At 68.8% G+C, this 25,120-nt stretch carries 25 protein-coding genes; 11 read left to right on the forward strand and 14 right to left on the reverse strand.

What is annotated here, in order from left to right:
- Positions 1-2,089, reverse strand: a 2,089-nt coding sequence (gene recG, locus ACAH41_RS21185) for an ATP-dependent DNA helicase RecG (protein ID WP_370538455.1), incomplete at its 3' end; no start/stop codon positions are given.
- Between the two features lie 211 nt (positions 2,090-2,300).
- Here recG and ACAH41_RS21190 point away from each other — a divergent pair.
- The 3 genes from ACAH41_RS21190 (at position 2,301) to ACAH41_RS21200 (ending at position 4,359) form a co-directional block, all read left to right on the forward strand.
- Entirely contained in the window at positions 2,301-2,459 is a 159-nt protein-coding gene (locus tag ACAH41_RS21190; protein WP_370538456.1) for a hypothetical protein, read from the forward strand.
- A 141-nt stretch (positions 2,460-2,600) separates the two neighbouring features.
- Positions 2,601-3,722, forward strand: a complete 1,122-nt coding sequence (gene queA / locus ACAH41_RS21195; protein WP_325650335.1) for a tRNA preQ1(34) S-adenosylmethionine ribosyltransferase-isomerase QueA — start codon at positions 2,601-2,603, stop codon at positions 3,720-3,722.
- 166 nt (positions 3,723-3,888) lie between these two features.
- Entirely contained in the window at positions 3,889-4,359 is a 471-nt protein-coding gene (locus tag ACAH41_RS21200; RefSeq protein ID WP_325650272.1) for a cytochrome C552, read from the forward strand.
- A gap of 21 nt (positions 4,360-4,380) precedes the next feature.
- Here ACAH41_RS21200 and ACAH41_RS21205 read toward each other — a convergent pair whose 3' ends face one another.
- Positions 4,381-5,067 carry a helix-turn-helix transcriptional regulator gene (locus ACAH41_RS21205; RefSeq protein ID WP_325650273.1) on the reverse strand — a complete coding sequence of 229 codons (687 nt, stop codon included), beginning with the start codon at positions 5,065-5,067 and terminating at the stop codon, positions 4,381-4,383.
- Positions 5,068-5,166: 99 nt separating this feature from the next.
- Between ACAH41_RS21205 and ACAH41_RS21210 the strand changes: the two genes are divergently transcribed.
- Positions 5,167-5,505: an NIPSNAP family protein gene (locus tag ACAH41_RS21210; RefSeq protein ID WP_325650275.1), complete on the forward strand. Its 339-nt coding sequence runs from the start codon at positions 5,167-5,169 to the stop codon at positions 5,503-5,505.
- 262 nt (positions 5,506-5,767) lie between these two features.
- Here the strand turns inward: ACAH41_RS21210 and ACAH41_RS21215 are convergent, their stop codons facing one another.
- A complete protein-coding gene (locus ACAH41_RS21215; protein ID WP_325650276.1) occupies positions 5,768-6,355 on the reverse strand; it encodes a YigZ family protein in 588 nt (195 codons plus the stop codon).
- A 40-nt stretch (positions 6,356-6,395) separates the two neighbouring features.
- Here ACAH41_RS21215 and tgt point away from each other — a divergent pair, with 40 nt between their 5' ends.
- From tgt to ACAH41_RS21230, 3 genes are all read left to right on the forward strand, one after another.
- The gene (gene tgt / locus ACAH41_RS21220) at positions 6,396-7,544 is read left to right on the forward strand and encodes a tRNA guanosine(34) transglycosylase Tgt (protein ID WP_325650278.1); all 1,149 of its coding nucleotides are present in this window, start codon (positions 6,396-6,398) and stop codon (positions 7,542-7,544) included.
- A gap of 105 nt (positions 7,545-7,649) precedes the next feature.
- Complete coding sequence (locus tag ACAH41_RS21225) at positions 7,650-9,731, forward strand: hypothetical protein (RefSeq protein ID WP_325650279.1); 2,082 nt, start codon at positions 7,650-7,652, stop codon at positions 9,729-9,731.
- Positions 9,731-10,273 (forward strand): hypothetical protein, encoded by a 543-nt coding sequence (locus ACAH41_RS21230; RefSeq protein ID WP_325650281.1) that lies wholly within the window; start codon positions 9,731-9,733, stop codon positions 10,271-10,273. Before ACAH41_RS21225 ends, ACAH41_RS21230 begins: the two co-directional genes overlap by 1 nt.
- 7 nt (positions 10,274-10,280) lie before the next feature.
- On the opposite strand, the gene ACAH41_RS21235 is transcribed toward ACAH41_RS21230, so the two are convergent.
- From ACAH41_RS21235 to ACAH41_RS21280, 10 genes are all read right to left on the reverse strand, one after another.
- A complete protein-coding gene (locus tag ACAH41_RS21235; protein WP_325650283.1) occupies positions 10,281-11,426 on the reverse strand; it encodes a hypothetical protein in 1,146 nt (381 codons plus the stop codon).
- 140 nt (positions 11,427-11,566) lie between these two features.
- Positions 11,567-12,697: a sterol desaturase family protein gene (locus ACAH41_RS21240; protein WP_325650285.1), complete on the reverse strand. Its 1,131-nt coding sequence runs from the start codon at positions 12,695-12,697 to the stop codon at positions 11,567-11,569.
- Positions 12,698-12,854: 157 nt separating this feature from the next.
- The gene (argG, locus tag ACAH41_RS21245; RefSeq protein ID WP_325650287.1) at positions 12,855-14,198 is read right to left on the reverse strand and encodes an argininosuccinate synthase; all 1,344 of its coding nucleotides are present in this window, start codon (positions 14,196-14,198) and stop codon (positions 12,855-12,857) included.
- Between the two features lie 76 nt (positions 14,199-14,274).
- A complete protein-coding gene (locus ACAH41_RS21250; RefSeq protein WP_325650289.1) occupies positions 14,275-15,753 on the reverse strand; it encodes a radical SAM protein in 1,479 nt (492 codons plus the stop codon).
- Complete coding sequence (locus tag ACAH41_RS21255) at positions 15,750-16,118, reverse strand: hypothetical protein (protein ID WP_325650291.1); 369 nt, start codon at positions 16,116-16,118, stop codon at positions 15,750-15,752. The genes ACAH41_RS21250 and ACAH41_RS21255 overlap by 4 nt, the downstream gene beginning before the upstream one ends.
- On the reverse strand, positions 16,115-16,900 hold the full coding sequence (locus ACAH41_RS21260; protein WP_325650292.1) for a prolipoprotein diacylglyceryl transferase family protein: 786 nt from the start codon (positions 16,898-16,900) through the stop codon (positions 16,115-16,117). Before ACAH41_RS21260 ends, ACAH41_RS21255 begins: the two co-directional genes overlap by 4 nt.
- 4 nt (positions 16,901-16,904) lie before the next feature.
- Positions 16,905-18,827, reverse strand: coding sequence for an MFS transporter (locus tag ACAH41_RS21265; RefSeq protein ID WP_325650293.1), 1,923 nt, complete (start codon positions 18,825-18,827; stop codon positions 16,905-16,907).
- 61 nt (positions 18,828-18,888) lie between these two features.
- Entirely contained in the window at positions 18,889-19,689 is an 801-nt protein-coding gene (locus ACAH41_RS21270) for a DUF2145 domain-containing protein (RefSeq protein WP_325650294.1), read from the reverse strand.
- The gene (locus ACAH41_RS21275; protein ID WP_325650296.1) at positions 19,686-20,153 is read right to left on the reverse strand and encodes a hypothetical protein; all 468 of its coding nucleotides are present in this window, start codon (positions 20,151-20,153) and stop codon (positions 19,686-19,688) included. Before ACAH41_RS21275 ends, ACAH41_RS21270 begins: the two co-directional genes overlap by 4 nt.
- A complete protein-coding gene (locus ACAH41_RS21280) occupies positions 20,153-20,647 on the reverse strand; it encodes a YiaA/YiaB family inner membrane protein (RefSeq protein ID WP_325650298.1) in 495 nt (164 codons plus the stop codon). Before ACAH41_RS21280 ends, ACAH41_RS21275 begins: the two co-directional genes overlap by 1 nt.
- 110 nt (positions 20,648-20,757) lie before the next feature.
- Between ACAH41_RS21280 and ACAH41_RS21285 the strand changes: the two genes are divergently transcribed.
- The 4 genes from ACAH41_RS21285 (at position 20,758) to ACAH41_RS21300 (ending at position 23,007) form a co-directional block, all read left to right on the forward strand.
- Positions 20,758-21,489, forward strand: a complete 732-nt coding sequence (locus ACAH41_RS21285; protein ID WP_325650300.1) for a helix-turn-helix transcriptional regulator — start codon at positions 20,758-20,760, stop codon at positions 21,487-21,489.
- A gap of 101 nt (positions 21,490-21,590) precedes the next feature.
- Positions 21,591-21,878, forward strand: coding sequence for a GNAT family N-acetyltransferase (locus ACAH41_RS21290; RefSeq protein ID WP_325650302.1), 288 nt, complete (start codon positions 21,591-21,593; stop codon positions 21,876-21,878).
- A gap of 29 nt (positions 21,879-21,907) precedes the next feature.
- Positions 21,908-22,435 (forward strand): GNAT family N-acetyltransferase, encoded by a 528-nt coding sequence (locus tag ACAH41_RS21295; protein ID WP_325650304.1) that lies wholly within the window; start codon positions 21,908-21,910, stop codon positions 22,433-22,435.
- 38 nt (positions 22,436-22,473) lie between these two features.
- Positions 22,474-23,007 (forward strand): hypothetical protein, encoded by a 534-nt coding sequence (locus ACAH41_RS21300; protein ID WP_325650306.1) that lies wholly within the window; start codon positions 22,474-22,476, stop codon positions 23,005-23,007.
- Between the two features lie 34 nt (positions 23,008-23,041).
- Here the strand turns inward: ACAH41_RS21300 and ACAH41_RS21305 are convergent, their stop codons facing one another.
- Positions 23,042-25,057 (reverse strand): peptidase M61, encoded by a 2,016-nt coding sequence (locus ACAH41_RS21305; protein ID WP_325650307.1) that lies wholly within the window; start codon positions 25,055-25,057, stop codon positions 23,042-23,044.
- Positions 25,058-25,120: the final 63 nt, after the last annotated feature.

The raw sequence follows: 25,120 nt of genomic DNA on the forward strand, positions 1-25,120 counted from the left end.
ACAGCCACGGCGCCACGCGCCGCGCCTCGCTCAACAGCGGTGCGTCTTCGGCCAGATCGGCAAAGCGCAGCAGCGCGTCGCCCGATTGGCGCGCGCCCATGAATTCGCCCGGGCCGCGGATCTCGAGATCGCGCCGCGCGATCTCGAAACCGTCCCCGGTTTCGACCATCGCCTTGAGCCGCTGCTTGCCGGTTTCTGACAAGGGCGAGCTGTACAGCAGCACGCAGATGCTGGCCACCTCGCCGCGGCCCACGCGCCCACGCAGCTGGTGCAGCTGCGCCAGGCCAAAGCGCTCGGCATGTTCGATCACCATCAGGCTGGCGTTCGGCACGTCCACGCCGACCTCGATCACGGTGGTCGCCACCAGCACGGCCGTCTGCCCGCTGGCGAAGCGGGCCATCACTTCGGCCTTCTCGGTGGGCGCCAGCCGGCCGTGGATCAGGCCGACGGCCACGCCCGGCAGCGCGTCGCTCAGTTCCTGGTGCGTGTCGGTCGCATTCGCCAGTTCCGAGAGCGGCTTGCCGCGCCCGTCGCCCTCGGCTTCGGACTCCTCGATCAGCGGGCAGACCCAGTACACCTGCCGGCCCCGCGCCACCTCCTCGGCAATGCGCGCCATCACCTCGTCGCGCCGGCCTTCGCCGAAGACTTTGGTCAGGATGGGCGTGCGGCCGGGCGGCAGCGCGTCGATGGTTGAAACCTCCAGGTCGGCGAAGTAGGTCATCGCCAGCGTGCGCGGGATCGGCGTGGCGCTCATCATCAACAGGTGCGGCTCCAGCGCCTGGCCACCCGGGCCGCGCTCGTGGCGCAGCTTGCGCCGCAACTCCAGCCGTTGCGCCACGCCGAAGCGGTGCTGCTCGTCGACGATGGCCAGCCCCAGCCGCGCGAACTGCACGTCGTCCTGGATCACCGCATGCGTGCCGACGATCAGCTTCGCTTCGCCGCTGGCCACCCGTTCCAGCATTTCGCGCCGGCCTTTGCCCTTGCGGCTGCCGGTCAGCCAGGCCACCGTGATGCCCAGCGGCTGCAGCCACTGCACCAGCTTGACGAAATGCTGCTCGGCCAGGATCTCGGTCGGCGCCATCAGCGCGCATTGCCAGCCAGCGTCCATCGCGACCGCGGCAGCGAGCGCGGCCACCACCGTCTTGCCCGAGCCCACGTCGCCCTGCAGCAGCCGGTGCATCGGCTGCGGCTTGGCCAGGTCGGCCGCGATCTCATGGCCGACACGCTGCTGCGCCTCGGTCAGTCCCCAGGGCAACACGCCCAGCAGCCGCTCGTGCAAGCCGCCAGGCAGCGCCTGCATCACTGGCGCCGCCAGCTGCGCGCGTTCGCGGCGCGACTGCATCTGCGAGAGCTGCTGCGCCAGCAGCTCCTCGAACTTCAGCCGCTGCCAGGCCGGGTGGCTGTGGTCTTCCAGCGTGGCCAGGCTGGCCGAAGCGGGCGGGTGGTGCAGGAACTGCAGCGCCGCGCGCAGCGAAGGCAAGCCGGGCGGCAGCACGCTGGCCGGAAGCACCTCGTCCAGCGGCGCACGCGCGAGCCCGGCCGCCACGGCCTTGCGCAGGTAGGCCTGCGGCAGCTGCGCGCCGGCGGGGTACACCGGGGTGAGCGCTGCCGCCAGCGGCGTGTGTTCGTCCACCGCCTTGAAGGTCGGGTGCACCATCTCGCGGCCGAAAAAGCCGCCACGCAGCTCGCCGCGCACGCGCACCCGCTGGCCGGTCGCCAGCGTCTTCTGGTGCGAGGGATAGAAGTTGACAAAGCGCAGCACGAGTTCGTCGCCCGCGTCGTCATGCAGCCGCGCCACCAGCTGGCGCCGCGGCCGGAAGTCGACACGGCATTCGACGATCAGCCCCTCGACCTGCGCCATCTGCCCCGGCTGCAGCGTGGCAATCGTGCTCAGCTTGGTTTCGTCCTCGTAGCGCAGCGGCAGGTGCAGCGCCAGCGCCAGCGGCGTGTCCAGCCCCATGCGCTCCAGCGCCTTGGCTGGCGCGCTGCGCAGGTCGGCCTTCGAGGCCGGCTTGGCGTCCCCCGACGCAGCGCCGCTCGGGGCTTCGATGGCAGGGCTGGCGGCTGGTGAACGCGGCATGGCCGGCATTCTCGCGTGACATCGCGCTCTCGCAGGTCTGCCCGTCCGGGCTCGGGTTCCCCCCGGGGTTCTCTTTTCTGACACAAAAAAGAGGCACCCACTTGCAGTTCCCGCCCGCAAACCGCGGCCGCCGGCAGCGACAATTGCAGCAGCACCAAGACAAGGTTTCGCCTGCAAATCGCAGGGGCCGTCAGGTGCTGCTCGAACAAACTGGACAGGTATGGTTGCCTTGCGTGTGATGGGTCGTTTGGTGGGTCGCTTGCTGTTGGGCCTGGCCCTGGTGCTGAGCGTGGCCGTGGGCCTGGCCTGGTCCTGGGACCATTCGGACAGCGCCGCGGCAGTCGCCGCCAGTGCCGACCCCAACGGCGCCTCGCGCTGAGCCTGCGCCACGCATTGGCCCGGCAGACGCAAGAGACTTCACGCCGCGTCAGGCCTTGCGGCCATCTCCGCTCGCCGCCTGGGCACCGGATGGGACAATCGGCCCATGTCCAGCTTTGAAGGCCAGTCAAGCCTGCAAGCCATGCCCTTGATCGAAGCCTCTTCCCCTGCCGGCGCCCCGGCGCCCCGCCAGTTCACGCTGGCCGACTTCGACTTCCTGCTGCCACCCGAGCTGGTGGCGCAGCATCCCGCAGCCGAGCGCAGCGCCTCGCGCCTGCTGGACGGCCGCGGCGACACGCCGGTCGACCGCATCTTCCGCGAGTTGCCCGCGCTGCTCTCGCCCGGCGACCTGCTGGTCTTCAACAACACCCGCGTGCTCAAGGCCCGGCTGCATGGCGAAAAGGCCACCGGCGGCAGTGTCGAGGCGCTGGTCGAGCGTGTGCTGCCTTACGACCACGCGGCCGCCGGCCCCGGCGAAGTGCTGGCCCATCTGCGCGCCAGCAAGTCACCCAAGCCCGGCAGCTGGGTGCGCCTGGGCACCGACCGTGGCGAAGGCTTCGAAGCCGAGGTGCTGGGTCGGGGCGGGCCGGACGGCTCGCTGTTCCACCTGCGCTGGCCGGGCGACCCGCTGGCGCTGCTGGAGCGCCACGGCCACGTGCCGCTGCCGCCCTACATCACACACGAGGACGCTGCCGAAGACGCCGAGCGCTACCAGACCGTGTTCGCCAACAAGCCCGGCGCCGTCGCCGCGCCCACCGCTGCGCTGCATTTCGACGCCGCGGTGCTCGCCGCGCTGGCCGCCCGCGGCGTGGCCACCACCGAGGTCACGCTGCACGTCGGCGCCGGCACTTTCCAGCCGGTCCGCACCGAGAACCTGGCTGAGCACAAGATGCACAGCGAATGGTTCGAGGTGCCGCAGGCGACGGTGGACGCGATTGCCCGCACCCGCGCCGCTGGCGGCCGCATCGTCTCGGCCGGCACCACCACGCTGCGCGCGCTCGAATCTGCCGCCCGGCAGACCGGCAGCGAACGTGGCCTCGACCGCGCCTGCAGCGGCGACACCGACATCTTCATCACGCCCGGCTTCCAGTTCCGCGTGGTCGACCGCCTGGTCACCAACTTCCACCTGCCCAAGAGCACGCTGATGATGCTGGTCAGCGCCTTTGCCGGCCACGAACACATCATGGCGCTCTACCGCCACGCCATCGAAGCGCGCTACCGCTTCTTCAGCTACGGCGACGCGATGCTCTTGGATCGCCGGTGAGATGGTGCACCCGGTTCGGCGGGTACGCCGAACCACCCGCCAGGCGGGTTGCGCGGCCGCCTTGGGACGGCCCGGCGGTGGCCGCGTGGGGGCACCCGGCTTTGCGGGCTGCGGCCGGCTTGACCCAGCGCAAGTCGGCGCGGCGGGCCTGCCCCTAAGGTGCCGCATGCCTTCCCGTCTTGTCCTTCTCTCCTGCGCCGCCGCAATGGCGCTCACCGCCTGCACCCTGCCACCGGCCGAGCCGGCGCCGCCTGCCGCGGTCGCGCCAGTTGTCGTGGCACCGGCCCCGGAGGCCAATCTCGACCTGGCGATGCTGCGACTCGCCGAGCGCAGCGGCTGCACCGCATGCCATCAGGTGGACCGTCCTGTGCCGGACGAGGAGGAAGCGGTTCCGGCGCCCCGGCCGCCGGTCGGACCTTTCTGGCGCGACGTGGCCAACCGCTACCGCGACCAGCCATCGGCTTTGCAGCGCCTGAGCGCTACCGTGTCAGGTGGCTCGCGTCCGCAGGCGCCGCACTGGCGTGACGTGGCCGGCTTGTCGATGCCGCCCAACCGGCCGCTGGCCTCCAGCGAGGAGGTGCAGCAACTGGTCCGCTGGATCCTGGCGCTGCCCGAGTCCCCGCCCGAGCAGCTGTAGGTGTCGCATTCCCCAGGCGCCTCAGGGCGCGCTGTGGATCCACGCCGCCCAGGCCGCTTCGCCCGCGCCGCTGAAATGCAGCACCCGGGATCCCGTCTCCCTGCGGGCCCAGCGCAAAGCCAGCACCTTCTCCAGCACTGCCGCCCCCAGCGCCCCGCCCAGGTGATGGCGGCGTTCGCTCCAGTCCATGCAGGTCCGGCACAGGGGCCGGCGCTGCCCGCTCAGCGCCGAAAAGTCCAGCCCCAAGCGCTCGAACAATGGCGCGGCTTGCGGCGCCAGCGGCAGCACGCCCTCGCCCTCGGGCAGCAACCCACGCTGGCGCAGTCCGGCCATCAGCTCTACGCCGCGCTCGCCGGCCAGGTGGTCATAGCAGACCCGCGCCTCGCGCAGCGCCGGTTCCTTCGGCCCTGGCCGCAGCCGCTTCGCACCACTGCGCGTGGCCACGCCCATCAGGCTTTCAAGCAGCTGGGCCACGTCGGGGTCGGCCAGGCGGAAATAGCGGTGCCGGCCTTGCGCGCTCACCGCGAGCAGTTGCGCTTCCACCAGCCGCGCCAGGTGCGCGCTCGCCGTCGCCTTGCCCACGCCTGCGCGCTGCGCCAGTTCGGTGGCGGTCAGCGCCTGGCCAGCCATCAGCGTGGCCAACATCTCGGCGCGCGTCGCGTCGCCGATCAGGGCGGCCACACGGGCAATCGGTGGCCCGTCAGCCATGGCAATGGATCGCGATCATGGTTCGATCATAGGCGAATCGTGCCTGATAGAAAAGCACTCACAGTGGCGTCACCGTCTGATTGACCCCGAGGAGCCACCATGGCCGTGACCTGTTTCATCCGCTACGAAATCGACCCGTTCCAACGCGAAGCCTTCGCGGCCTACGCCCAAGCCTGGGGCCGCATCATTCCGCGTTGCGGCGGGCAGCTGATCGGCTACTTCCTGCCCTGCGAAGGCACCAACCATGAGGCCTGGGGCCTGATCTCGTTCGAAGACCTGGCGGCTTACGAGCGCTATCGGGCTCGGCTCAAATCCGACCCCGAAGGCCGCGCCAACTTCGAGTTGGCCCAGCGTGGGCGCTTCATCCTGCGTGAATGGCGGACGTTTTGCGAAGGTGTGCCGGCGACGTTGAATCGGGATGCCGGGTGTTCGGTTTGATCGGGTTTGGGGTGGCGTGGGATCAGGCCGGCCGGGCATTGCTCCGTTCATGTCCCCCGGCCTGCGGCCTCCTCCTTTACTTCACTGCGCAACACCCGACCACCCTGATCCAGGCGAGGCATTTGGCCATTCGACCGGAACACCCGGCCAACGATGGAGAGCCGAGGGTGTGGGTGGCCGATGCAGCGAAGTAAAGGAGGAGCCGAAGGCGGGGGACACGCGCGGAATCGGTCACCCGCGACCTTGGCCCGCGCCAACCTGTTCAGTCCTCCAGCCAGCGCAACTTCCCCTGTCCCGCTTCATCCAGTCGAAGCCTCAAGGCATCCGAAGCCGAGGCCAGCACCGAGAAATGCAGCACCACGCCATCGCCGTGCCCCGCGTCCAGTAAAGAAGCCCCGGCCAAGTCCAGCTCCCGTCGAAAGCGTCCCTCCAGCGCATACGGCACCTCGCAGCGCCACTCGATGCGCTTTTGCAGCGGCGTCTTCTCGGCGTGCAACAAAGCCTGCGCGACCGCGTCGGTGTAGGCGCGCACCAGGCCGCCAGCGCCCAGCTTCACGCCGCCAAAGTAGCGCACCACGCTGGCCATCACGCCTTCCAGGTCCTGGTGGCGCAGCACGTCCAGCATCGGCCGGCCGGCGGTGCCGCCAGGTTCGCCGTCGTCATTGGCTGCTGATTGACCGCCAGCCATCAGCGCCCAGCAGACGTGGTTCGCGCCTGGATGTGCGGCGCGCAGCTCGGCCACACGTGCCACGGCTGCGGCGCGGTCGGCCATCGGTTCAACGCAGGCGATGAAGCGGCTTTTCTTGATCACCAGTTCATGGTGTGCGGGCTGATCCAGCGTGAAGGGCATCGCTGGATTGTCGCCAAGCTGGCTCGGCGACAATCTCCGGATGCTCCAGTTCGAACTGCTCAAGACCGACGGCCATGCCCGCCGCGGCCGGCTGACGCTCAACCACGGTGTGGTCGAGACGCCGATCTTCATGCCGGTGGGCACCTACGGCACCGTCAAGGGCGTGCTGCCTCGCTCGTTGCACGACATGGGCGCGCAGATCATCCTGGGCAACACCTTTCACCTGTGGATGCGGCCGGGCCTGGACGTGATGGCCAGCTTCGGCGGCCTGCATGGCTTCGAGAACTGGCACAAGCCCATCCTGACCGACTCCGGCGGCTTCCAGGTCTGGTCGCTCGGCGAGATGCGCAAGATCACCGAGGAAGGCGTGAAGTTCGCGTCGCCGGTGAATGGCGACAAGCTGTTCCTGACCCCTGAAGTCTCGATGCAGATCCAGACGGTGCTGAACTCCGACATCGTGATGCAGTTCGACGAGTGCACGCCCTACGAAACCAAGGGCCACCGCACGACCGAGAAGGAAGCGCAGGTCTCGATGGAGCTGAGCCTGCGCTGGGCCAGGCGCTCACAGGCCGAGTTTGCCAAGCTGCAGAACCCGAATGCATTGTTCGGCATCGTGCAGGGCGGCATGTTCGAGAACCTGCGCGAGGCTTCGCTGAACGCGCTGGTCGAGCTGGACCTGCCGGGTTACGCGATTGGCGGCGTCAGCGTCGGCGAGCCCAAGGACGAGATGCTGCGCATCATGGCGCACACCCCGCATTTGCTGCCGTCCCACAAGCCGCGTTACCTGATGGGCGTCGGCACGCCGGAAGACCTGGTCGAAGGCGTGGTCTGCGGCGTGGACATGTTCGACTGCGTGATGCCCACCCGCAATGCCCGCAACGGCCATCTCTTCACCCGCTTCGGCGACCTGAAGATCCGCAATGCGCGCCACAAGAGCGACCACCGGCCAATCGACGAAAGCTGCAGCTGCTACGCCTGCGCCGGTGACGGCAATGGCGCCGGCGGCTTCAGCCGCGCCTACCTGCACCACCTGGACCGCTGCGGCGAAATGCTGGGCCCGATGCTGGCCACGGTGCACAACCTGCACTACTACCTGAACCTGATGCGCGAAGTGCGCGCATCCCTGGACGCCGGCACCTTCACCGAATTCCGCCGGCAGTTCGCGGCCGACCGGGCACGCGGCGTCTAGCAAATCCACCTCATAGCCCGCCGTCGGCCGTGCGTCGCCATTGCGCGGCGCACCGTCGCTGGCGGCCGGGCACCTCCCCTTCTTCACCACGGATGAACTCGCCCCATGGCGACCTCTGCCAAACGCCGCGCGAGCTCCGCGCCGGCTGAACCCGCTGTTGACCTCGTGGTCGACACCCCACCACCTGCCGCCAAACCCGCCCGCACGCGCAAGCCGCCGAAGGCCGTGGCCGAAGTTGCCGCGCCGGTGGTCGAGGCCGCCGAGGCGCCGGCCCCGGCACCGCGCAAGCGCTCGCGCGCCAAGCCGGCTGAACCGGTGGCGGCGCCTGCGGCGGAGATCGTCGAGGTCGTTGAGACCGCGGCACCTGCGCCACGCGCCCGCGCCAAGAAGCCCGCGGCGAAGACGGCGCGCCCCGCCAAGCTTGCACCAGTGGCCGAGGAGGTCGCTGTCGAAGCCGAGCTGGTCGTTGCGCCGCCCGTCGAGCTCGAGCCAGCGCCCGCTGTCCAGCCCGAAGCGCCGCTGCCCATCGACGAGGAAGTCGCGCCGATCGAAGCGCCCAGCGCGCCCGTCGCACCTCAGCTCCCACCCCTCCCGCCGCGCCCCGCCCACAGCCAGCTCACGCTGCAAGACGACGGCCTGCGTTGCACCTTGCGTTGGCAAAGCGGCAGCCGCTGCCCCAACAGCCTGCTGGATGCGGTGGCCCCACTGCAGCAGGCTGGCGGCGTGCTGGCGCTGGGCAGCACAGACGCGCTGGCGGCCCTGGTGGCCGAGGCCAGGCACGCCGGCCACAAACTGGTGGTGGATGACGCCGTGTGGCAGCACCTTGCCGCCCAGGGCGACCTGCATGGCCGCATCGACCACCTCGAAGCCCAGTACCCGCAAGGGCTGGACGGCGTGGCCTTGCCCGAATCGCCCCAGGCCCTCACGCCGCGCCCCGCCCAGCTCGAAGGCGCGTTTTTCCTGGCCTGCGTCGGCACCTGCCTGGTGGCTGACGATGCCGAACTTGAACCGGCGCGCGAAGCTGCGCTGGCCTGGCAGCTGGTGCGCCGCCACTTTGGTGCCGACACGGTGACCGTGCTGGCGCCCGCCGGGCGCCTGGCCGAATGGCAGGCATTGCTGGGCTTGGCTGCGGATGAAGCCGCGCCGCCGCGCCTGCTGGCCTGGAACGACGAGCTCGACCTGGCCGCGCTGCAAGCCGCCAGCGTGCTGATCGTTGACCAGCGCGACGGCCTGCGCGCGCCGCTGCCGGCCCTGGCCGATCAACCCACCTGGTGCTGGGTGCTGTGCCCGGCCGATCTGCTGCAGGCCGACCGCGCTGGCGCCGAGGCCTGGCTGCGCCGCATCGACCGCCAACGCAGCGGTGCGCTGGCCGACTGGCTGGACGGCGAAGGCGACGCGGTGCTCGCGCCGCTGCTGCTGCAACGCCGCTTTGCCGATGTGGCACCGCAATGGCCCGCCTGGGCGCCGCAGACCTTGGCCTGCCCACTGCCCGCGTCGCAGCGTGAGACCCATGACAAGGCGCAGGCCGCCGCGCTGCAATTGCTGTCGCGCTGGCAGCGCAGCGGTTTCCTGTCCGACAGCGACCAACTCGCGCTGCAGCGTCAACTGCGGGCGCAGCAACAGGCCTGCCGCGAAGCCGGCGAAGCGGCGCTGCCGGCGCTGCTGCAGCAGGCCATGGCCGACGGTGTGCGCCGCGTGGTGGTGTTCGCCGAAGACGCCGAAGCGCTGCCGGAGCTCGCTCAGCAACTCGTTGACGCTGGCTTGCCCGCGTTTGCGCTGGCTGGCGCGATGAACGAACGCGAAGCCTTGCTGCGCCAGTTCCGCGACTCGCCCGAGCCGCAGGTGCTGCTGGTGGCCGATGGCGCGCCGGGCGACGAGGCACGCATCGCGGTGCAGCCGCAGCGCCCGCTGATCATCCTGCTCGACCGCCCGTGGGACGATGCGGTGTTGGAGCGCCGCCTGCAGCGCGTGCGCGCGCTGCGCACCCAGCGCAGCCTGCCGGTCTGGCAACTGTTGCCGCAAGACAGCCTTGCCGGCCGTCGCGAGGCGCAGGCCGACAAGGCCGCCGTTGCCGAGCCCGTCACCGGCTTGCGCCGCGGCGCCGCGCTGCAAGCCTGGCTGGCCGAACTGCTGGCCTGCATCGCACCCGCGGCGACCCCACCCGAAGCCGAGGCACACTCCGGCTGATGCACAGCAGCCCCCCGCCGCGTCCGCCCCGCCACAAGCCGTTCTGGCGCCGCTTCGTTCGCGGCCTGTGGGAGTGGCCGCTGGCGGTGCTGATCCTGTTCGAGGAATGGGGCTGGGAGCCGCTGCAGCGCGCGATGGCGCGCATCGGCCAGTGGCCAGGCTTTCGCTGGATCGGCCGCTGGATCGAGTCGCTGCCGCCGTATGGCGCGCTGGCGCTGTTTGCGCTGCCCACATTGGCGCTGCTGCCGGTCAAGCTGCTGGCGCTGTTCGCCATCAGCCGCGGCCATGCGCTGCTGGGCACGCTGGTCATCGTCGCGGCCAAGGTGGCCGGCACCGCCATCGTCGCGCGCCTGTTCACGCTGACCCAGCCGGCGCTGATGCGCCTGGCCTGGTTCGCCCGCAACTACGCCCGCTGGACGGTGTTCAAGGAACGCCTGCTAGCCCAGGTGCGCGCCTCGCGGCCATGGCGCGCCGCGCGGGTCGTCAAGCGCCGAATGGGCCGTTGGGTGCGGTTGCTGAAGTCCTGGTTGAACCACGACTGAGCCTCCGTCAGTTGACCCAATAGAGGTAGCGCAATGCGGCCATGCCGCCGGCTTCGCTGGCCGCGCGGTCCAGGCGCGTGGCCAGGTTGCTCAGCGGGTGCGCCGCGTCCACAGTGCGGCAGGACTGGTTGTTGAGCGCCGGCATCCGTTCGAATCCCACGCGTGTGCCCGCCGGTGGCGGCGACTTGAACAGCCGCGCCACGTCCAGCCCCTGGCCCGCCGGGCAGAGCGGCGCGGTGCTGGCCAGCAGGCCGCGGCCGCCGCGCGTGGTCGGCAGCAGGTGCCGGCCCTGCCACACGGCGTCCAGCTCCTGCAGCAGCGCGCGCCAGGTCTCGAAGTCTGCCGCGGTCGTGGGAATGGGGAACACGCTGCTCTTCTGGCGCGGGTTGGCCACCCATTCATGCTCGTCGTCGGTCTCGGCCAGCACGCTGCTGCGCAGTTGCTCCGAGGTGGCGAGGCCGGCGGCGATCAAGCCGTGCGCGCTGCGCAGCAAGGCCGGGCGGCGCAGCACCAATTCCCCGTGGTCGGTGTCGAAGTCGAAGGCGCGCAGCGCCGTCAGCAGGCCTTCGAGGAACTGGTGGTACGACAGCGCCCACAGCACATCGCTCTGGTCCAGGCGGATCAGCGCGTTGGCGTCGAACTCGCGCCGGTAGCGGTCCTCGTCGTTGTCCGGCAGCCGCGGTTCCGGCGGGCCGTCGTGCGGGCGCGGCAGCGCGAAGAACCAGGTCTCCCAGGCCTCCTGCTCGCCATTGCCGTTCAGGTCCAGTTGCCACTGGCCGGGCGCGATCAGCAAGGACGTGCGCTGGCCCAGTTGCACCCGCTGCAGTTGCAGCCGCGAGCGCCGCAGCTGCTCGCGCAGCTCGTCCACCTTGCGCGTGACCTCGGCCACCACCTGTTCCTTGCTCGGGTGCGCCTTGTCCAGCGTCGCCATGCCGCGCGTGCCCCACGTGATCAGGTCGCGCACCTGGTCCACGTCACGGCAGATCACCCAGGCCAGGCGGGCGTCGTCGTTGGGCAGGCTGTCGGCGCTCACGGGCATTTCGGCGCAGCTGCGCTGGAAGCCGGCAGGGGTCGTGAGGTCGGGCGTGGGTGGTACAGCGGCGAAAGCAGTGGTGGCGGCGAGCAGCGAGGCGGCCAGGATCTTCTTCTTCACGCGGGTTCACGCCTGTAAGGCGTGCGGAGGTGGAACACCTCGCCAATCTAGGTGCGGCGCCGGCTGGCGCTGGCCGGAATCGCGGGGGTATCGCCGCGCGCCACCGGCCGGCGCGGCATGCGCTACCCGGGAGGGCGTCCTCAGCCCTTCCAGCGGAACGGAAAGGCGACCTGCTTCAAAAAGCCATCGGGCACATAGTCGCCCTGCACGCCGTACTGGCCCGGCCACGGCCGGTCCGACTTCACGGCCGTGCCGAAGAGGTGGTCCAGGAACGCGAAGTGCGCGGCGTAGTTCTTGTCGATCGCCTCGTCGTCCTGGCTGTGGTGCCAGTGGTGGAAATTCGGCGTGACGATCAGGTAGCGCAGCGGCCCCAGCCGCACGCTGACGTTGGCATGGTTGAACACCGCCTGGAAACCGACGACGACGATGTACGCGTCGATCACTTCCTTGCTGAAACCCAGCACGTAGATCGGCGCCAGCACCAGCGTGCGGGTGATCAGCAGTTCGAGGATGTGCTGGCGCGAGCCGGCCAGCCAGTCCATGCTTTTTACGCTGTGGTGCACCGCGTGCAGGCGCCACAGCAGCGGCACCTCGTGGTACGCGCGGTGGGTCCAGTACTGCACCAGGTCGGCCACCAGGATGATCAGGAACAGCGCCACCGGGAACGGCAGCGATTCGACCCAGCCGCGGATGCCGTCTTTCGCGGCCCAGCCGAACAGCTTGTGCACCAGCAGGTTGGTGGCCAGCAGCACGAAGCCCACCACCAGGTGGTTGACGATGAAGTGGTGGAAGTCGGTCTGCCACTCGGCGCGGAACACTGGCTGATCGCGCCGCAGCGCAAACAGCTTCTCGATGAAGACGAAGATCAGCGTCGAGCCCAGCAGGTCCAGGATGAACCAGTCCAGCCCGATGTAGGGCGTGTTGTCTGGGAAGTCGTTGACGGGCACCTTGTGCCCACCCAGCAGCAGGCACAGGCCCACCAGCACAAAGGCGCTGAAGGCCAGCCAGCGCGCACGGCCGAACAGGATGTTGAACAACGCAATGCCGCCCGACACCGCCAGCGCCCCCAGCATGATCTGCCGGATCACCGCGACGTCGTACGACTGGCGCAGCTGCGGTGTCGTCAGGTACTGCGGGAAATGGAAGGCCAGCACGCCAAGGAAACACAGGATGGCCAGGCTCAGCGCAATCACGCCCGAGACCATGCCGGTGCCACGCTGCAGCGCGCCATGCGACGCGGCCAGCCGGTTCAGCTTGTCGAGATCTTCCAATGCAAACTCCCTTGGCGGCGCGCCGGGCGCCTGTGTTGTCGTGTCAGCCAGGCATGCTGCCAGCGGGGCGACCTGGCTGCAATCCCACTTTCAGGCGTGCGGGCTGCGGGCATGAAAAAAGGCCCCGCGGGGCCTTCGGTGTGACGGTCAGAACCGCTCACTCGCCCTTGACCGGCGCGCTGATCAGCCCGATGCTGCTCTCCGCCGTGCCCAGCAGGCCGACGCGGCTGTAGATGCCGAGCTTGGCGCGGGTGTCGGAGATGTCCAGGTTGCGCATGGTCAGCTGGCCGATGCGGTCGGCTGGGGTGAAGGGCGCGTCCTCGACCTTTTCCATCGACAGCCGCTCGGGCGCGTAGGTCAGGTTCGGGCTGTCGGTGTTCATGATCGAGTAGTCGTTGCCGCGGCGCAGTTCCAGCGTCACTTCGCCGGTCACGGCGCGCGCCACCCAGCGCTGGGCCGACTCGCGCATCATCATGCACTGCGGGTCGAACCAGCGGCCCTGGTACAGCAGCCGGCCGAGCTTGCGGCCGTTCATGCGGTACTGCTCGATGGTGTCCTCGTTGTGGATGCCGGTGACCAGGCGCTCGTAGGCGATGTGCAGCAGCGCCATGCCCGGGGCTTCGTAGATGCCGCGGCTCTTGGCCTCGATGATGCGGTTCTCGATCTGGTCGCACATGCCCAGGCCGTGGCGCCCGCCGATGCGGTTGGCCTCCTCGAACAGCGCCACCGCGCTGGCGAACTGCTGGCCGTTCAGCGCCACCGGCACGCCCTCCTCGAAGCGCACCGTGACCTGCTCGGCCTTGACCACCACGTCTTCGCGCCAGAAGGCGACACCCATGATGGGCTTGACGATGTGCATGCCGGCGCTCAGGAACTCCAGGTCCTTGGCCTCGTGCGTGGCGCCCAGCATGTTGGAGTCGGTGCTGTAGGCCTTCTCCACGCTCATCTTGTAGTCGAAGCCGTTGGCAATGAGGTATTCGCTCATCTCCTTGCGGCCGCCCAGCTCGTCGATGAAGGTCTGGTCCAGCCAGGGCTTGTAGATCTTCAGCGCGGGGTTGACCAGGAGCCCGTAGCGGTAGAAGCGCTCGATGTCGTTGCCCTTGTAGGTCGAGCCGTCGCCCCAGAGGTTGACGCCGTCTTCCTTCATCGCGGCCACCAGCATCGTGCCGGTCACTGCGCGGCCCAGCGGCGTGGTGTTGAAGTAGGTCGCGCCGCCGGTGGAGATGTGGAAGGCGCCGGACTGGATCGCGGCAATCCCTTCGTTGACCAGCTGCGTGCGGCAGTCGATCAGGCGGGCGATGTCGGCACCGTAAGCCAGCGCCTTGCGCGGGATCTCGTCGTAGTCGCTCTCGTCGGGCTGGCCCAGGTTGGCCGTGTAGGCGCAGGGAATGGCGCCCTTGGCGCGCATCCAGTGCACCGCGGCGCTGGTGTCCAGGCCGCCGGAAAAGGCGATGCCGACGCGCTCGCCAGAGGGGAGTTTTTGCAGGATGGTGGCGGACACGGCAGACTCTTTCCAGACAGACCAAAAGGCGGAACCCACGATTTTAAGACGGCTGGCGAGCCTGCCCCCGTCGTGTTCAGCGATTCACTGGCGTGATGGACAGCGCGCCGCGTGGCGTGTCCCGGCGCTGCGCATGCAGGACGTCCAGTTCACCGCGCAGCGTGGCCAGCATCGCCTGCTGGGCTGCGTCGCGGTAGAACAGGTTGTGGCTCTCGAACGGCACCATGCGGCCGTCGGGCAGCGCCATGTGGATGCAGCTCTTCTTCAGCGCCCGGATGTCCAGCCCGCGCGCATCCATGAACTGCACGATCAGCACCCGGAACACATGTCGGTAGTCCAGCCCCTGCGGCGCGCTGATCTGCGGCAGGCAGCACATCAGCTCCGAAAGGCAATTCGCCTGCGACTGCGGCGAATGGTTGGTCGAGAACAGCCGGAAGACCTGGTCCTTCAGCGCAGGGTCACGCTCGAAGACGATGGTGTTGCTGGCCGCGTCCACCAGCGCGGCCGGGTCCAGGAAACGTGTGAGCGGCTGCAGCTCGCCGCCGGGTGTCGCGCGCAGCGCGTAGGCCATCGCCAGCGTGTCCGGGTTGCACGGCACCGGCAGCACGTCTTCCAGCGTGAACAGGCCGGACTGCTCGGCAATGCGGCGGCGGATCTCGCTGACTGTCAGCCTGTGTCTGGCGGCGTCATAGCCTTCGACCCGGCCGGCGTCCTGCACCGGCTGCAGCGTCACGCCGCGCACGCAGGGCTGCGCCGCCGCGAAGCGGATCACCTCGCCAATCTCCTCGTCGTTCACGCCCCGCTTGACCGTCATCACCAGCGTTGTGGACAGGCCCACTTCGTTGAGCCGCGCCAGTGCCTGCGTGCGGATGCGCCGCAGGTCGGCGCCGCGCAGGTCCAGCAGCGGCGCGCGCTGTAGCGAGTCGAACTGCAGGTAGACCTCGAAGGCCGGCGCGTAGCTCGCCAGCCGCTCGGCAAAGCCCGGTTCTTCTGCGATGCGGATGCCGTTGGTGTTGAGCATCAGGTGGCGGATGGGCCGCGCCCGCGCGGCGTCCAGCACCTCGAAGAACTGCGGGTGCAGCGTGGGCTCGCCGCCGCTGATCTGCACCACGTCGGCCTCGCCCTCGCTGGCGATCACCGCGTCCAGCATCGCGTTCACTTCGGCCATCGAGCGGTGCGTCAGCCGCTCCGGGCCGGAGCTGGCGTAGCAGGTCGGGCAGCGCAGGTTGCAGTGGTCGGTGATCTCCACCACCGACAGGCAGCTGTGCTGCATGTGGTCCGGGCACAGCCCGCAGTCGTACGGGCAGCCGTGGCGCATCTCGGTGGCAAAGCGCTGCGGCATCTCCGGCGCCTTCACATAGACCTCGCGGCACTGGCGGTAGTAGTCCGCATCGTCGGCCACCAGCACCCGCTCGGTGCCATGCACCGGGCACCACTTGTCCATGAACACCTGCCCATCCTTGATCAGGATCTTGGCCTCAACCTGGCGCAGGCAGGTGGTGCAGACCGATTGTGTGGTGTCGTAGAACAGCCAGGGGCGGGTCTTGCGGGTCATGGCGCGTCCTGTTGCGCGGCTGCCCGTCGCCTGTAGCGGCGCATCAGCCACAGGCACAGCAAGGCGACGGCCAGGCCCAGCAGGCCGGGCACCAGGAACAGCGTCGAATAGGCGCGTGCTTCCGAGCTCGTTTCGCGCAACCCGGCCAGCCCCATCACCGTGCCCGCACCGCCACACAAGCCGAATCCCGCGACCAGCACCACCAGCGCAGCCAGCGCCAGCACACGACCGCGGCGTTGGCCCTCGCTCAGCGGGCCGGGCAGCGCAGCGGTACCACGCAACATCCACACGGCCCAGCCGAACACCGCGATCAGTGTCAGCGGGTTGAACAGCAGAATCATCAAGCTGGCGAACAGGCTCATCATGCAGGTGTCTCCTTAGCCATCACATTCGGCGTCACGGCCTGGCGCCAGGCTCGCGCCACCCAGGGCAGGTACAGCAAAAGCGCCAGCGCGCAGGTCCACTGGATGCCCGAGAGGCCCAGCGGGTACACCACCGGCACTGGCTTGAGCCCGTCGACCAGCAGCCGCCACAGCAGGTAGGCCGCCAGGAACAGCTTGAAGCGCAGGCCGGGTGCCCGCGCCAGCGGCTCCCGGGAGCGCCAGAGGCCGGCGGCCAGCAGCGCCACGAAACCGATCTCGTACAACGCCACCGGGTGCCGCGCCACGCCGTCGCCCTGGTCCACGCCCCAGGGCAGCGCAGTCGGCAGGCCGTAGGTGTCGTCGTGCAGCCCGGCCAGGAAACAGCCCACGCGGCCGATCATCAGGCCCACGGCCAGCGGCAGCACCATCGCGTCCCCGGTCGAGGCCTTCTGCCCCGTCCAGGCCTTGGCCAGCTCCACCCCGATCAAGCCGCCCAGCAGCCCGCCGACGATGGACTGCCCCAGCGGCGCCGGCTGCCCGGCCAGCCAGGCGGCAGCCACGTCCGGCCGCTCGGCCAGATAGACCGCCTTGTTGCCCAGCGCCGCGCCGGCGAGCAGGCCGACCATCACCGCGAAGCGCCCTGGCGCCAACACGCTGCCTGCAGCGGGCGGGTCTGTCGCATCGGCCCGCAAAGCGCGTCGGTAAAGCGCCATGCCCACGCCAATGCCCAGGTACTCCAGCAGGCCGTGCAGCCAGGCCGCGGTGCTGGCGTCCAGTGCGATCACAGTGTCACGAAGAAGCTGTGGCCAGCAGGCCGCCCACCTGGCCATGCAGTCCTTCGGTGGTCACCGCTTCGGGCGCCAGCGCCGGTGCGGCCACCAGCCCCACTCGGCTGAACAGGCCGCGGCGGAAGGGTTTGACCATTGCGGTGCCGCGTTCGGCGCGCGAGAAGAACGAGCCCCAGAGGTTGGTCAAGGCCATCGGCACGACCGGCACCGGGCGGCGTTCGAGGATCTTCATCAGCCCGCCCTTGAACGGCTGCAGCGTGCCGTCCCGCGTGATGCCGCCTTCGGGGAAGATGCCCAGCAGCTCGCCGTCGGCCAGCACGGCGTCGGCGGCGTCAAACGCGGCTTCGTAGGCGGCCGGGTCCTCGGCACGCGGGGCGATGGGGATGGCCTTGGCCAGCTTGAACAGCCAGCCCAGCACCGGGATCTTGAAGATGCGGTGGTCCATCAGGAAACGGATCGGGCGCGGGCTGGCGGCCATCAGCAGCACCGGGTCGATGAAGCTCACATGGTTGCAGACCAGCACCGCGGCGCCGGTGGCCGGAATGTTGCGCGTGCCCTGCAGCTTGAAGCGATAGACCAGGTGCGACAGCACCCAGGCGATGAAGCGCAGCAGGTACTCGGGCACGACCAGGAAGATCCACAGCGCGACCACCGCGTTGGCCACGGCCAGCAGACCGAAGACCTGCGGCACCGTGAAGCCGGCCGCGAGCAGCGCGCCAACGATCAAGCTGCTGGCGATCATGAACAGCGCGTTCAGGATGTTGTTGGCCGCGATGATGCGGGCCCGATGGCTGGCCGGCGAGCGCAGCTGGATCAGCGCGTACATCGGCACGCTGTACAGGCCCGCGAACAGCGACAGCAGGAACAGGTCCGCCAGCACGCGCCAGTGAGCGGGCTCTGCAATGAAGCTGCCCAGGCCGTACTGCAGTGCCGGCGCCACCAGCGCGGAAGAGGACCACCACAGGTCGCCCGCGAACACCGTCATGCCGATGGCGCCCAGCGGCACCAGGCCGATCTCCACATGCTCGCGGCTCAGCGTTTCGCACAGCAGCGAGCCCATGCCCACGCCCACCGAAAACACCACCAGCAGCAGCGAGGCCACGTGCTCGTCGCCATGCAGGACGTCTTTCGCGAAGACCGGAAACTGCGACAGGAAGACCGCGCCGAAGAACCACAGCCACGAAATGCCCAGCAACGAGCGGAACACCGCCAGGTGGCCGTGCGCCAGCTTCAGGTTGGCCCAGGTCTCGGTGACCGGGTTCCAGTTGACCTTCAGCCCCGGCTCGGTGGCCGGCGTGGCCGGCACGAACTGCGCCGCCAGCCGGCCCAACGCGGCCAGTGCCAGGCAGGCCACGGCAACCGCCTGCGCCCCACTCACGGCGCCGCTTTCGGGCAACGCGATCAAGATGCCGCCGGCCACGTTGCCCAGCAGGATGGACACAAACGTGCCCATCTCGATCATGCCGTTGCCGCCGGTCAGCTCACGCTCGTTCAAATGCTGCGGCAGGTAGGCGAACTTCACCGGCCCGAAGAGCGTGCTGTGCAGCCCCATCAGGAAGATGCAGCCCAGCAGCAGCGGCACCTGGTGCGTCACCAGCCCCAGCGTGGCCAGCGCCATGATGCCCAGCTCCAGGTTCTTGACCCAGCGTGTCATGCGCGCCTTGTCGTACTTGTCGGCCAACTGGCCCGCGGTGGCCGAGAACAGCAGGAAAGGCGCGATGAACACCGCGCCGATCACCAGGCCCGCCATGGCCGAAGGCAACCAGCTGACCGACAACCGGTAGGTCACCAGCACCGTGAACGCGAACTTGAAGACGTTGTCGTTCATCGCCCCCAGGAACTGCACCCAGAAAAACGGCGCGAACCGGCGCTGGCCCAGCAGCGCGAACTGGCTGGGATGGTCGCTGGACGAAGGTGTGGACATCAGAGTCTCCTCGGGGGCTTTGGTTTTTGGCGCGGCGGGTGCCGACTGGCAATGTAGCGGTTCAACGCACCAGTTGCGGTGCGCCGGCGAGCTGGCTGCGGGTGAGCCAGCTGAACATCGAGTCGGCGGTCACGGTTTCGATGTGGTCGGAGAAGCGCTTGCTGTTGGGGTGGTCGTCGAAGGCGATGTTGGCGCGTGTGGCCCGGGCGCCCAGGCGGGTGAAGGCGTCGATGTTCAGCACCGTGGGCTGGTAGCCGCGCAGTTGCAGCCAGGCCTGGGCGCGGTGGCGGTCGGTGGCACCGTCGTCCAGCGCGGCGGCCAGGGTTTCCAGGGCCCACTGGTTGCTCTGCTGGTAGCGCTCGGACCAGGGGTAGGCCAGCATCGAGTAGGCGGCGGTGTGCATCAGCGCCAGCCGGCTGTTGTCGTCCAGCCAGGGGCGCAGGCGGGCCTGCACTTCGGGCGTGGGCACGGCGAAGGCGGCTTCGTAGCGCCAGGGCTGGTCGAGGAAAAAGTCGCCCAGGCCCTGGCGATACAGGCCGGCGCGGTCGGTGCCGCAGCGGTTGAGCTTGTGCACCACGCGCCACGCAGGCTTGCCTTGCGCGTCGGTGCTGCGGTAGGCAAAGCCCAGGTGGGACCACTGCAGCCCGTAGCGCCGCAGGTCCTGCCCGGCGCGCGCCAGCAGCACGACCTGCGCGCCGCTGGCGTCCAGCGCCTGCGAGGTGCGCTGCGCCATGGCCATGCCCTGATTCACCGCGTCGACGCTGGGCGGCTGTGGCGCTTCGCAAGCCTGGCCGGCGTGCGCACCGGCGGCCAGGGCCAGGGTCAACACCAAGCCGGCCACGAACACACGGAGCGCTTTCATCGCGTCACCGGCTCGTTGTAGAGCAGCGAGGCGCCGATCTCGTTGGGAATGAAGCACAGCGCCTTGCCGGCCTGCGACAGCACCCAGCCGGTGCCGGTGACGACAACGGTGACGGCAGTGCCGGCGGCGATCACCGAGGCCCCGGCCATCGTCAGGCTGATGCGCGCGCCGTCCGAGGCCCGGGCCAGCACCCACACGGTGCTGGCGGCCACGGCTTGCACCGAGACGACAGTCAGCACCGTCCCTGCCGACAGCACCGCAGCCGGCACCGCCAGCGGCGTGGCCACCGAGATCGCGATCGACAGCGCCGAGGCTTCGCTCGCTTCCGATGGGCCTTGATGGGCCAGCACCGTGTGCGGCCAGCTGGCCAGGACCAGCACCATGCCGAGGCTGACCGACACGGCGCCGCGAGTCGTCTTGCGCACGGTCTTGGTGGCCGGCTTGAGAACAGGGGTCGTGCACATCAGCGGGTCTCCTCACGTTGGGCTTCGCGGCGGCCGGCCAGGCGGGCTTCGAGCAGGTCGGCGTCGTGCGCGTCGCGCAGCGTCTTGGCCAGCGTGAACACGCTGGAGATCAGGAACAGCCACGAGACCAGCAGGAAGGCCTTCCACACCGGCTGGATGCCCATGCGCCACAGGCCCCAGCCGGTCAGCCCCATCGAAAGCAGGAAGCCGCCCCAGACCACCAGCCGCCACATGGGTGTGTCGACCGTGCGGCGCTGGTTGTCGCGCACGAACTTGGCCAGCCCGAACGCGCTGGACAGGCAGAACACATAGCCCATGACCATGAAGGCGCGGTCAATGTCGTCGCCCGGCAGCCAGGCCAGGCCGATGGCGCACAGCGAAACGGCAATGCCGAACGACAGCCAGACCTGCAGCCGCCAGGCCGCGGTGTCGCGGCGGACGGCGAGGGACGAAACGGCGGAGGGGTCCATGTCGGTGACGAGAACGTTGAACATGGACGGGATGTTGGCGAGCTGGCGACGGAAGTGGCCTGTCTCAATGCCATGTTGCTCAGCGTGGCACGTCTGGTATCGTCATTCGATACGTCACCCCTCGCGGAGTCCGCATGGCGAGCACCCAGGCCCTGATCCAGGTCATCAAGAACGAGCTGAAGGCGGCCGGCCTGACTTACGCCGCGCTGGCCGTGGAGCTCGACATGGCCGAGTCCAGCGTCAAGCGCATGTTTTCTCGCGGCGAGATGCCGCTCTCGCGCGTGGACGAGATCTGCCGCGTGCTGAAGACCGATTTCGCCGCGCTCTCACGCCAGGTCGCCGAGGCCCAGCCCGAGCGCCGCGAGCTGACGCTGGAGCAGGAGCGCGCCGTGGTGGCCGACCGCAAGCTGCTGCTGGTGGCCATCTGCTGCATGAGCCAGTGGTCGCTGGAGCAGATGGTCGGCCACTACCGCATCACCGAGCCCGAGGTGATCCGCCACCTTGCGCAGCTGGACCGCCTGGGCATCATCGCGCTGCGCCCGCTGAACCGCTACCGGCTGCAGCTCGCCAAAGGCTTCCGCTGGCGACCGCACGGCCCGGTCATGCAGTTCTTCCGCGAAGACGTGGTGCAAGACTTCTACAGCGGCGGCTTCGACGGCGAGGCCGAACTGCTGGCACTGGTGCACGGCCAGGTGGCCCCCCGCCACGCCATCGCCTTCCAGGAACGCCTGCAGCGCCTCGCGCAGGACTTCGCGCAGCAGCACCTGTCGGACAGGGCGCTGCCAGCGGATCAGAAGCGGCCGATGACGCTGCTGATCGGCATGCGGGCTTGGCTGTTCGGGGCGTTTCGGGACATGAAGCGGTAGCCTTGTGCTTGTGCTGATAGATGGCTACAACACAGGGCGTTCTGTGACGATCTATCGGTACACCGAAACACTCAACAGGCCCAAATCGCAAACACGAAGCCATGGCATACAAAGTCGAACACGAAGACGAACAATCAAAAGGCGCCTTCTTTGTGCTGAAGGATGGGCAGCGTGTCGCTGAGATGAGCTACAGCCGCACCAACGCATCATTGATCATCATCGACCACACCGAAGTCGACTCCTCCTTCAGCGGTCAGGGCGTCGGTCGCAAACTGCTTGATGCCCTTGTCAGCTGGGTCCGCAGCGCCGGCATCAAGGTCGTTCCGCTGTGCCCGTTCGCGAAGGCACAGTTCGGGAAAGACGCCTCGATCCGCGATGTGCTGGTCTGAAGAGGCTCGAAAGTCAGGCCAAGGAACGAATGCGCATTTCTACCCTCACCGCCACTGACGTTGCTGCTTATCGCACGCTCATGCTCGAAGCCTATGAGCAAGCGCCAGATGCCTTCACCACTACCGCGGCTGAACGCGAAGCTGAGCCTGATTCCTGGTGGGTCAAACGCATCGGCGGTGCGGTCGGCCTGGCTACGTCGTTTGGGGCTTGGCAGGGCAGCAAGTTGGTAGGAACCGTCGCGCTGGAATACTCCGCCAAGCCAAAGACACGCCATTCGGCCCTTGTCCTCGGCATGTACCTCCAGCCGGAGCAGCGCGGTAAGGGCTTTGGTCTTGCGCTCTTGAATGCTGCAATTGCGTCGGCTTCAGCAAGACCCGAAGTGGTAGCCCTGACGCTCACGCTCACCGAGGGAAACGCACCCGCGCTTGGCCTCTATCGGTCGGCGGGCTTTGTCGCGTGGGGCACGCAGCCGCAAGCCATTCGCACAAGCACCGGGCTCAAGGGCAAGGTCCACATGTCACTTGCACTGTCAAAGTCTCATGCACCGGCGGCCTGACCTTTCATCGAGTGGGCGTTAGGCCGCACAAGCCGCGCATGTCACTCGAATGCCGCTTGGCGCAGAGCGCGGACTTCGCAGCGCTGAGCCGCATGTTGGAGCTGTACCAGTACGAGCTGTCCGACATCTGGGACCAGGAGCTCGACGCGCAGGGTGAATACGGCTACGACACTTCGAAGCATCGGCAAGCGCAGGGCTGCTTCGCGCACATCCTGCTCGTCGATCAGCACCACGCCGGGTTCGCTCTGGTCGCGCCGGCCATGGTCACGCTGCAGGAGGGCTTTTGGATGGAGCAGTTCTTCGTGCTCAAGAAGTATCGCAAGGCAGGCAACGGGCTGGCGCTGGCAAGGCACGTCTTTGCATGCCACCCGGGTGCCTGGGAAGTGGGGCAAATGCCCGGCAACGCCGCTGCACGAGAGTTTTGGCGTCACGCCATAGCCACCGTCACGCGCGGAGCGTTTGCCGAAATCGAGGTCACGCAGGGCTGGTGGCAAGGCACAGTGCAGCGCTTCACTGTCGCTGCGGGCTACCCATCTATAGGGACTTCCCCGCGCGTCAATGCCGACAGTTGATTGAGGTGCCTTTTTTCTATAAGGTCAGGCCGCTTCAACGCGCCTTCAACGCCGCCTCCAAGCGATCCACCGTCCCCGCAATGCGCTCCAGCTTCGGATACCGCAGCCCGCCCCGGCAGTCGATCTTCACCAGCTTGTAGCGTTCGCCCACCTTCACCAGCAGCTCGATCGGGGCCTGGCCGGCCTTGTTGGCGGTGATGGCGGCGGCCAGGCGCTCGGGTTTCCAGGTTTGCATGCCGACGGCCAGCACCTGTTCGCCGGGTGCCAGGCCTGCCTGGAAGGCAGGGCCGTCCCAGCGCACGCCGCCGATGTTGCCGTCCTTGTCCAGGCGCAGGCCCAGCGAGTAGGAGAGGTCCTGGCCGCCGGTGTCGCCCCAGCCGTCGCCGGCCTTGGCGAATTCGCTTTCCTTCTCGTCGTAGACCAGGCGCCAGCCGCTGCGGGCCAGGCCGCCCAGCGGGGCTGCGTCGGTGCCGGTGCGGTCCAGCCGCTCGCGCAGGAAGCGGGCCCAGTCGTGGGGCTGTACGCTGTTCAGCGCCTTGACCACGTCGTCGAAAGCGTAGGTGCGCGGCAGGATGCTGCCGTCGGGCGCATTGGCATGCGCTGCGCCGAAGAAGGCGCGGGCGAAGTCGTCCAGCGAGCGCTTGTCGCCGCTTTGCTCGCGGATCAGCATGTCCGCCTCCAGCCAGATCAGCCGGCCTTCTTCGTAGTAGTCGCGGCCGCGTTGCCAGTCGCCCCAGGGCTTGTTGCGGCCGGCGTCCATCGGGCCTTCGTTGGTCGTGTCCTGCAGCGTGCGCCAGCCGCGGCCGCCGCGGTGGGCCAGGTCGGCGGCGTTGCGCGCCAGGTCGTCGCGGAACTGGGCGGCGCTCACCAGCCCGCTGCGCGTGGCCAGCACATGGCCCCAGAACTGGGTCTGGCCTTCGTAGAACCACAGCAGCGAGCCGCGCATCGGCTGGTTGAAGTTGGCGGTCCACAAATCGTCGGGTCGGCGGAACTTGCCGTTCCACGAATGGGTGAACTCGTGCGCCAGCAGGTCGCGGCCGCGGGCGGCCTTGTCCCAGTCCTTGAAGTAGCCCGGCCGCACGCCGTTTTCGCTGGACTCGTGGTGCTCCAGCCCGATGCCGCCGAACTCCCGGCTTTGCGACAGCAGGAAATCGTAGTGCCGCCAGTGGCGGGCGCCGTAGAGCTTGTCGGTCTGCTGGACCAGCTTGCGATGGGCCTCGATCTGCTCGGGCTTGGCCTCAAGCTGGTCGGCTTCGTCGGCGAACAGGTTCAGCGCCACCGGGTGCGGCGTGCCGGGCGGATCCAGCTCGATGCGCTTGAAGTTCGGCCCGGCGAACAACGGCGAGTCGACCAGCGTGGTCGCCGAGACGCTGCCAAAGGCCAGCCAGCCACCGTCGCCAGGCTTGGCCAGCTGGCCGTCCGGTGCACGCAGCGCGGTGGCAGCCTGCCAGCCTGCGGGCAGGCGCAGCCGGGCCTGCACGTCGACGCCGTCGGTCGCATGCCCGGCCGGGTACAGCAGCACGGTGTTCCATTGCACGCCCAGCAATGCGGGCGACATCGAGATCCGACCTTGCTCGGACTTCAGCGGGCTCAGGTGCTCGAAGCGCACCGTCAACTGCGAGACGCCGGCGGGCACCTCGATGTGGAAGGCGTTCATCTCGACCGGGTCGCGCTGCCAGGCCAGCGGCTTGTCGCCCGCCATCACCTGCAGGCCGGCCAGCGGATTCGGGTTGCCGGTGGGCCCGTGGTTGCCGGGCAGCCAGCGTGGGTAGAGCAAGGTGAGCCGGCCCGGCACGACCGGCAGCGTCTCGGTGACGGCTAGCACGCGGTGGTCCAGGTCGGTCGCGTCCACCGCCAGCATGATGCGGCCGGGGTAGGGCGTGGCCGAAGGGGCGGGCAGTGCGGCCACCGGTGCCGCCGGCTGTGGTGGCGGCACGACAGGCTGCGCGGCGCTGAGGCCCGCGTGGATCAGCCCGGCCAGCAACAGCACGCGACAGGCGGCCAGGGAAGCGTTGCGCTGGGATGATCGGGTGGAACGTGCGAATGACACCGGCAAACTCTCCAGGAATGAAGCGCAGACGTTAGCGCAAGCTGCGGTCCTGTCTTGGTTCTG

It is taken from the genome of Ideonella sp. (genome assembly GCF_041287625.1).
In the GTDB taxonomy this organism is placed as follows: domain Bacteria; phylum Pseudomonadota; class Gammaproteobacteria; order Burkholderiales; family Burkholderiaceae_C; genus Ideonella.

Bases quoted from the DNA above. Each gene is read 5' to 3' on its own strand.
- ACAH41_RS21205 (WP_325650273.1), bottom strand. From the start codon at position 5,067: ATGGCTGACGGGCCACCGATTGCCCGTGTGGCCGCCCTGATCGGCGAC.
- ACAH41_RS21255 (WP_325650291.1), bottom strand. From the start codon at position 16,118: ATGATGAGCCTGTTCGCCAGCTTGATGATTCTGCTGTTCAACCCGCTG.
- queA (WP_325650335.1), top strand. From the start codon at position 2,601: ATGCCCTTGATCGAAGCCTCTTCCCCTGCCGGCGCCCCGGCGCCCCGC.
- ACAH41_RS21215 (WP_325650276.1), bottom strand. From the start codon at position 6,355: ATGCCCTTCACGCTGGATCAGCCCGCACACCATGAACTGGTGATCAAG.
- ACAH41_RS21265 (WP_325650293.1), bottom strand. From the start codon at position 18,827: ATGTCCACACCTTCGTCCAGCGACCATCCCAGCCAGTTCGCGCTGCTG.
- ACAH41_RS21290 (WP_325650302.1), top strand. From the start codon at position 21,591: ATGGCATACAAAGTCGAACACGAAGACGAACAATCAAAAGGCGCCTTC.
- ACAH41_RS21190 (WP_370538456.1), top strand. From the start codon at position 2,301: ATGGTTGCCTTGCGTGTGATGGGTCGTTTGGTGGGTCGCTTGCTGTTG.
- ACAH41_RS21250 (WP_325650289.1), bottom strand. From the start codon at position 15,753: ATGACCCGCAAGACCCGCCCCTGGCTGTTCTACGACACCACACAATCG.
- ACAH41_RS21200 (WP_325650272.1), top strand. From the start codon at position 3,889: ATGCCTTCCCGTCTTGTCCTTCTCTCCTGCGCCGCCGCAATGGCGCTC.
- ACAH41_RS21300 (WP_325650306.1), top strand. From the start codon at position 22,474: ATGTCACTCGAATGCCGCTTGGCGCAGAGCGCGGACTTCGCAGCGCTG.
- ACAH41_RS21270 (WP_325650294.1), bottom strand. From the start codon at position 19,689: ATGAAAGCGCTCCGTGTGTTCGTGGCCGGCTTGGTGTTGACCCTGGCC.
- ACAH41_RS21275 (WP_325650296.1), bottom strand. From the start codon at position 20,153: ATGTGCACGACCCCTGTTCTCAAGCCGGCCACCAAGACCGTGCGCAAG.
- ACAH41_RS21225 (WP_325650279.1), top strand. From the start codon at position 7,650: ATGGCGACCTCTGCCAAACGCCGCGCGAGCTCCGCGCCGGCTGAACCC.
- tgt (WP_325650278.1), top strand. From the start codon at position 6,396: ATGCTCCAGTTCGAACTGCTCAAGACCGACGGCCATGCCCGCCGCGGC.
- ACAH41_RS21230 (WP_325650281.1), top strand. From the start codon at position 9,731: ATGCACAGCAGCCCCCCGCCGCGTCCGCCCCGCCACAAGCCGTTCTGG.
- ACAH41_RS21285 (WP_325650300.1), top strand. From the start codon at position 20,758: ATGGCGAGCACCCAGGCCCTGATCCAGGTCATCAAGAACGAGCTGAAG.
- ACAH41_RS21295 (WP_325650304.1), top strand. From the start codon at position 21,908: ATGCGCATTTCTACCCTCACCGCCACTGACGTTGCTGCTTATCGCACG.
- ACAH41_RS21280 (WP_325650298.1), bottom strand. From the start codon at position 20,647: ATGTTCAACGTTCTCGTCACCGACATGGACCCCTCCGCCGTTTCGTCC.
- ACAH41_RS21210 (WP_325650275.1), top strand. From the start codon at position 5,167: ATGGCCGTGACCTGTTTCATCCGCTACGAAATCGACCCGTTCCAACGC.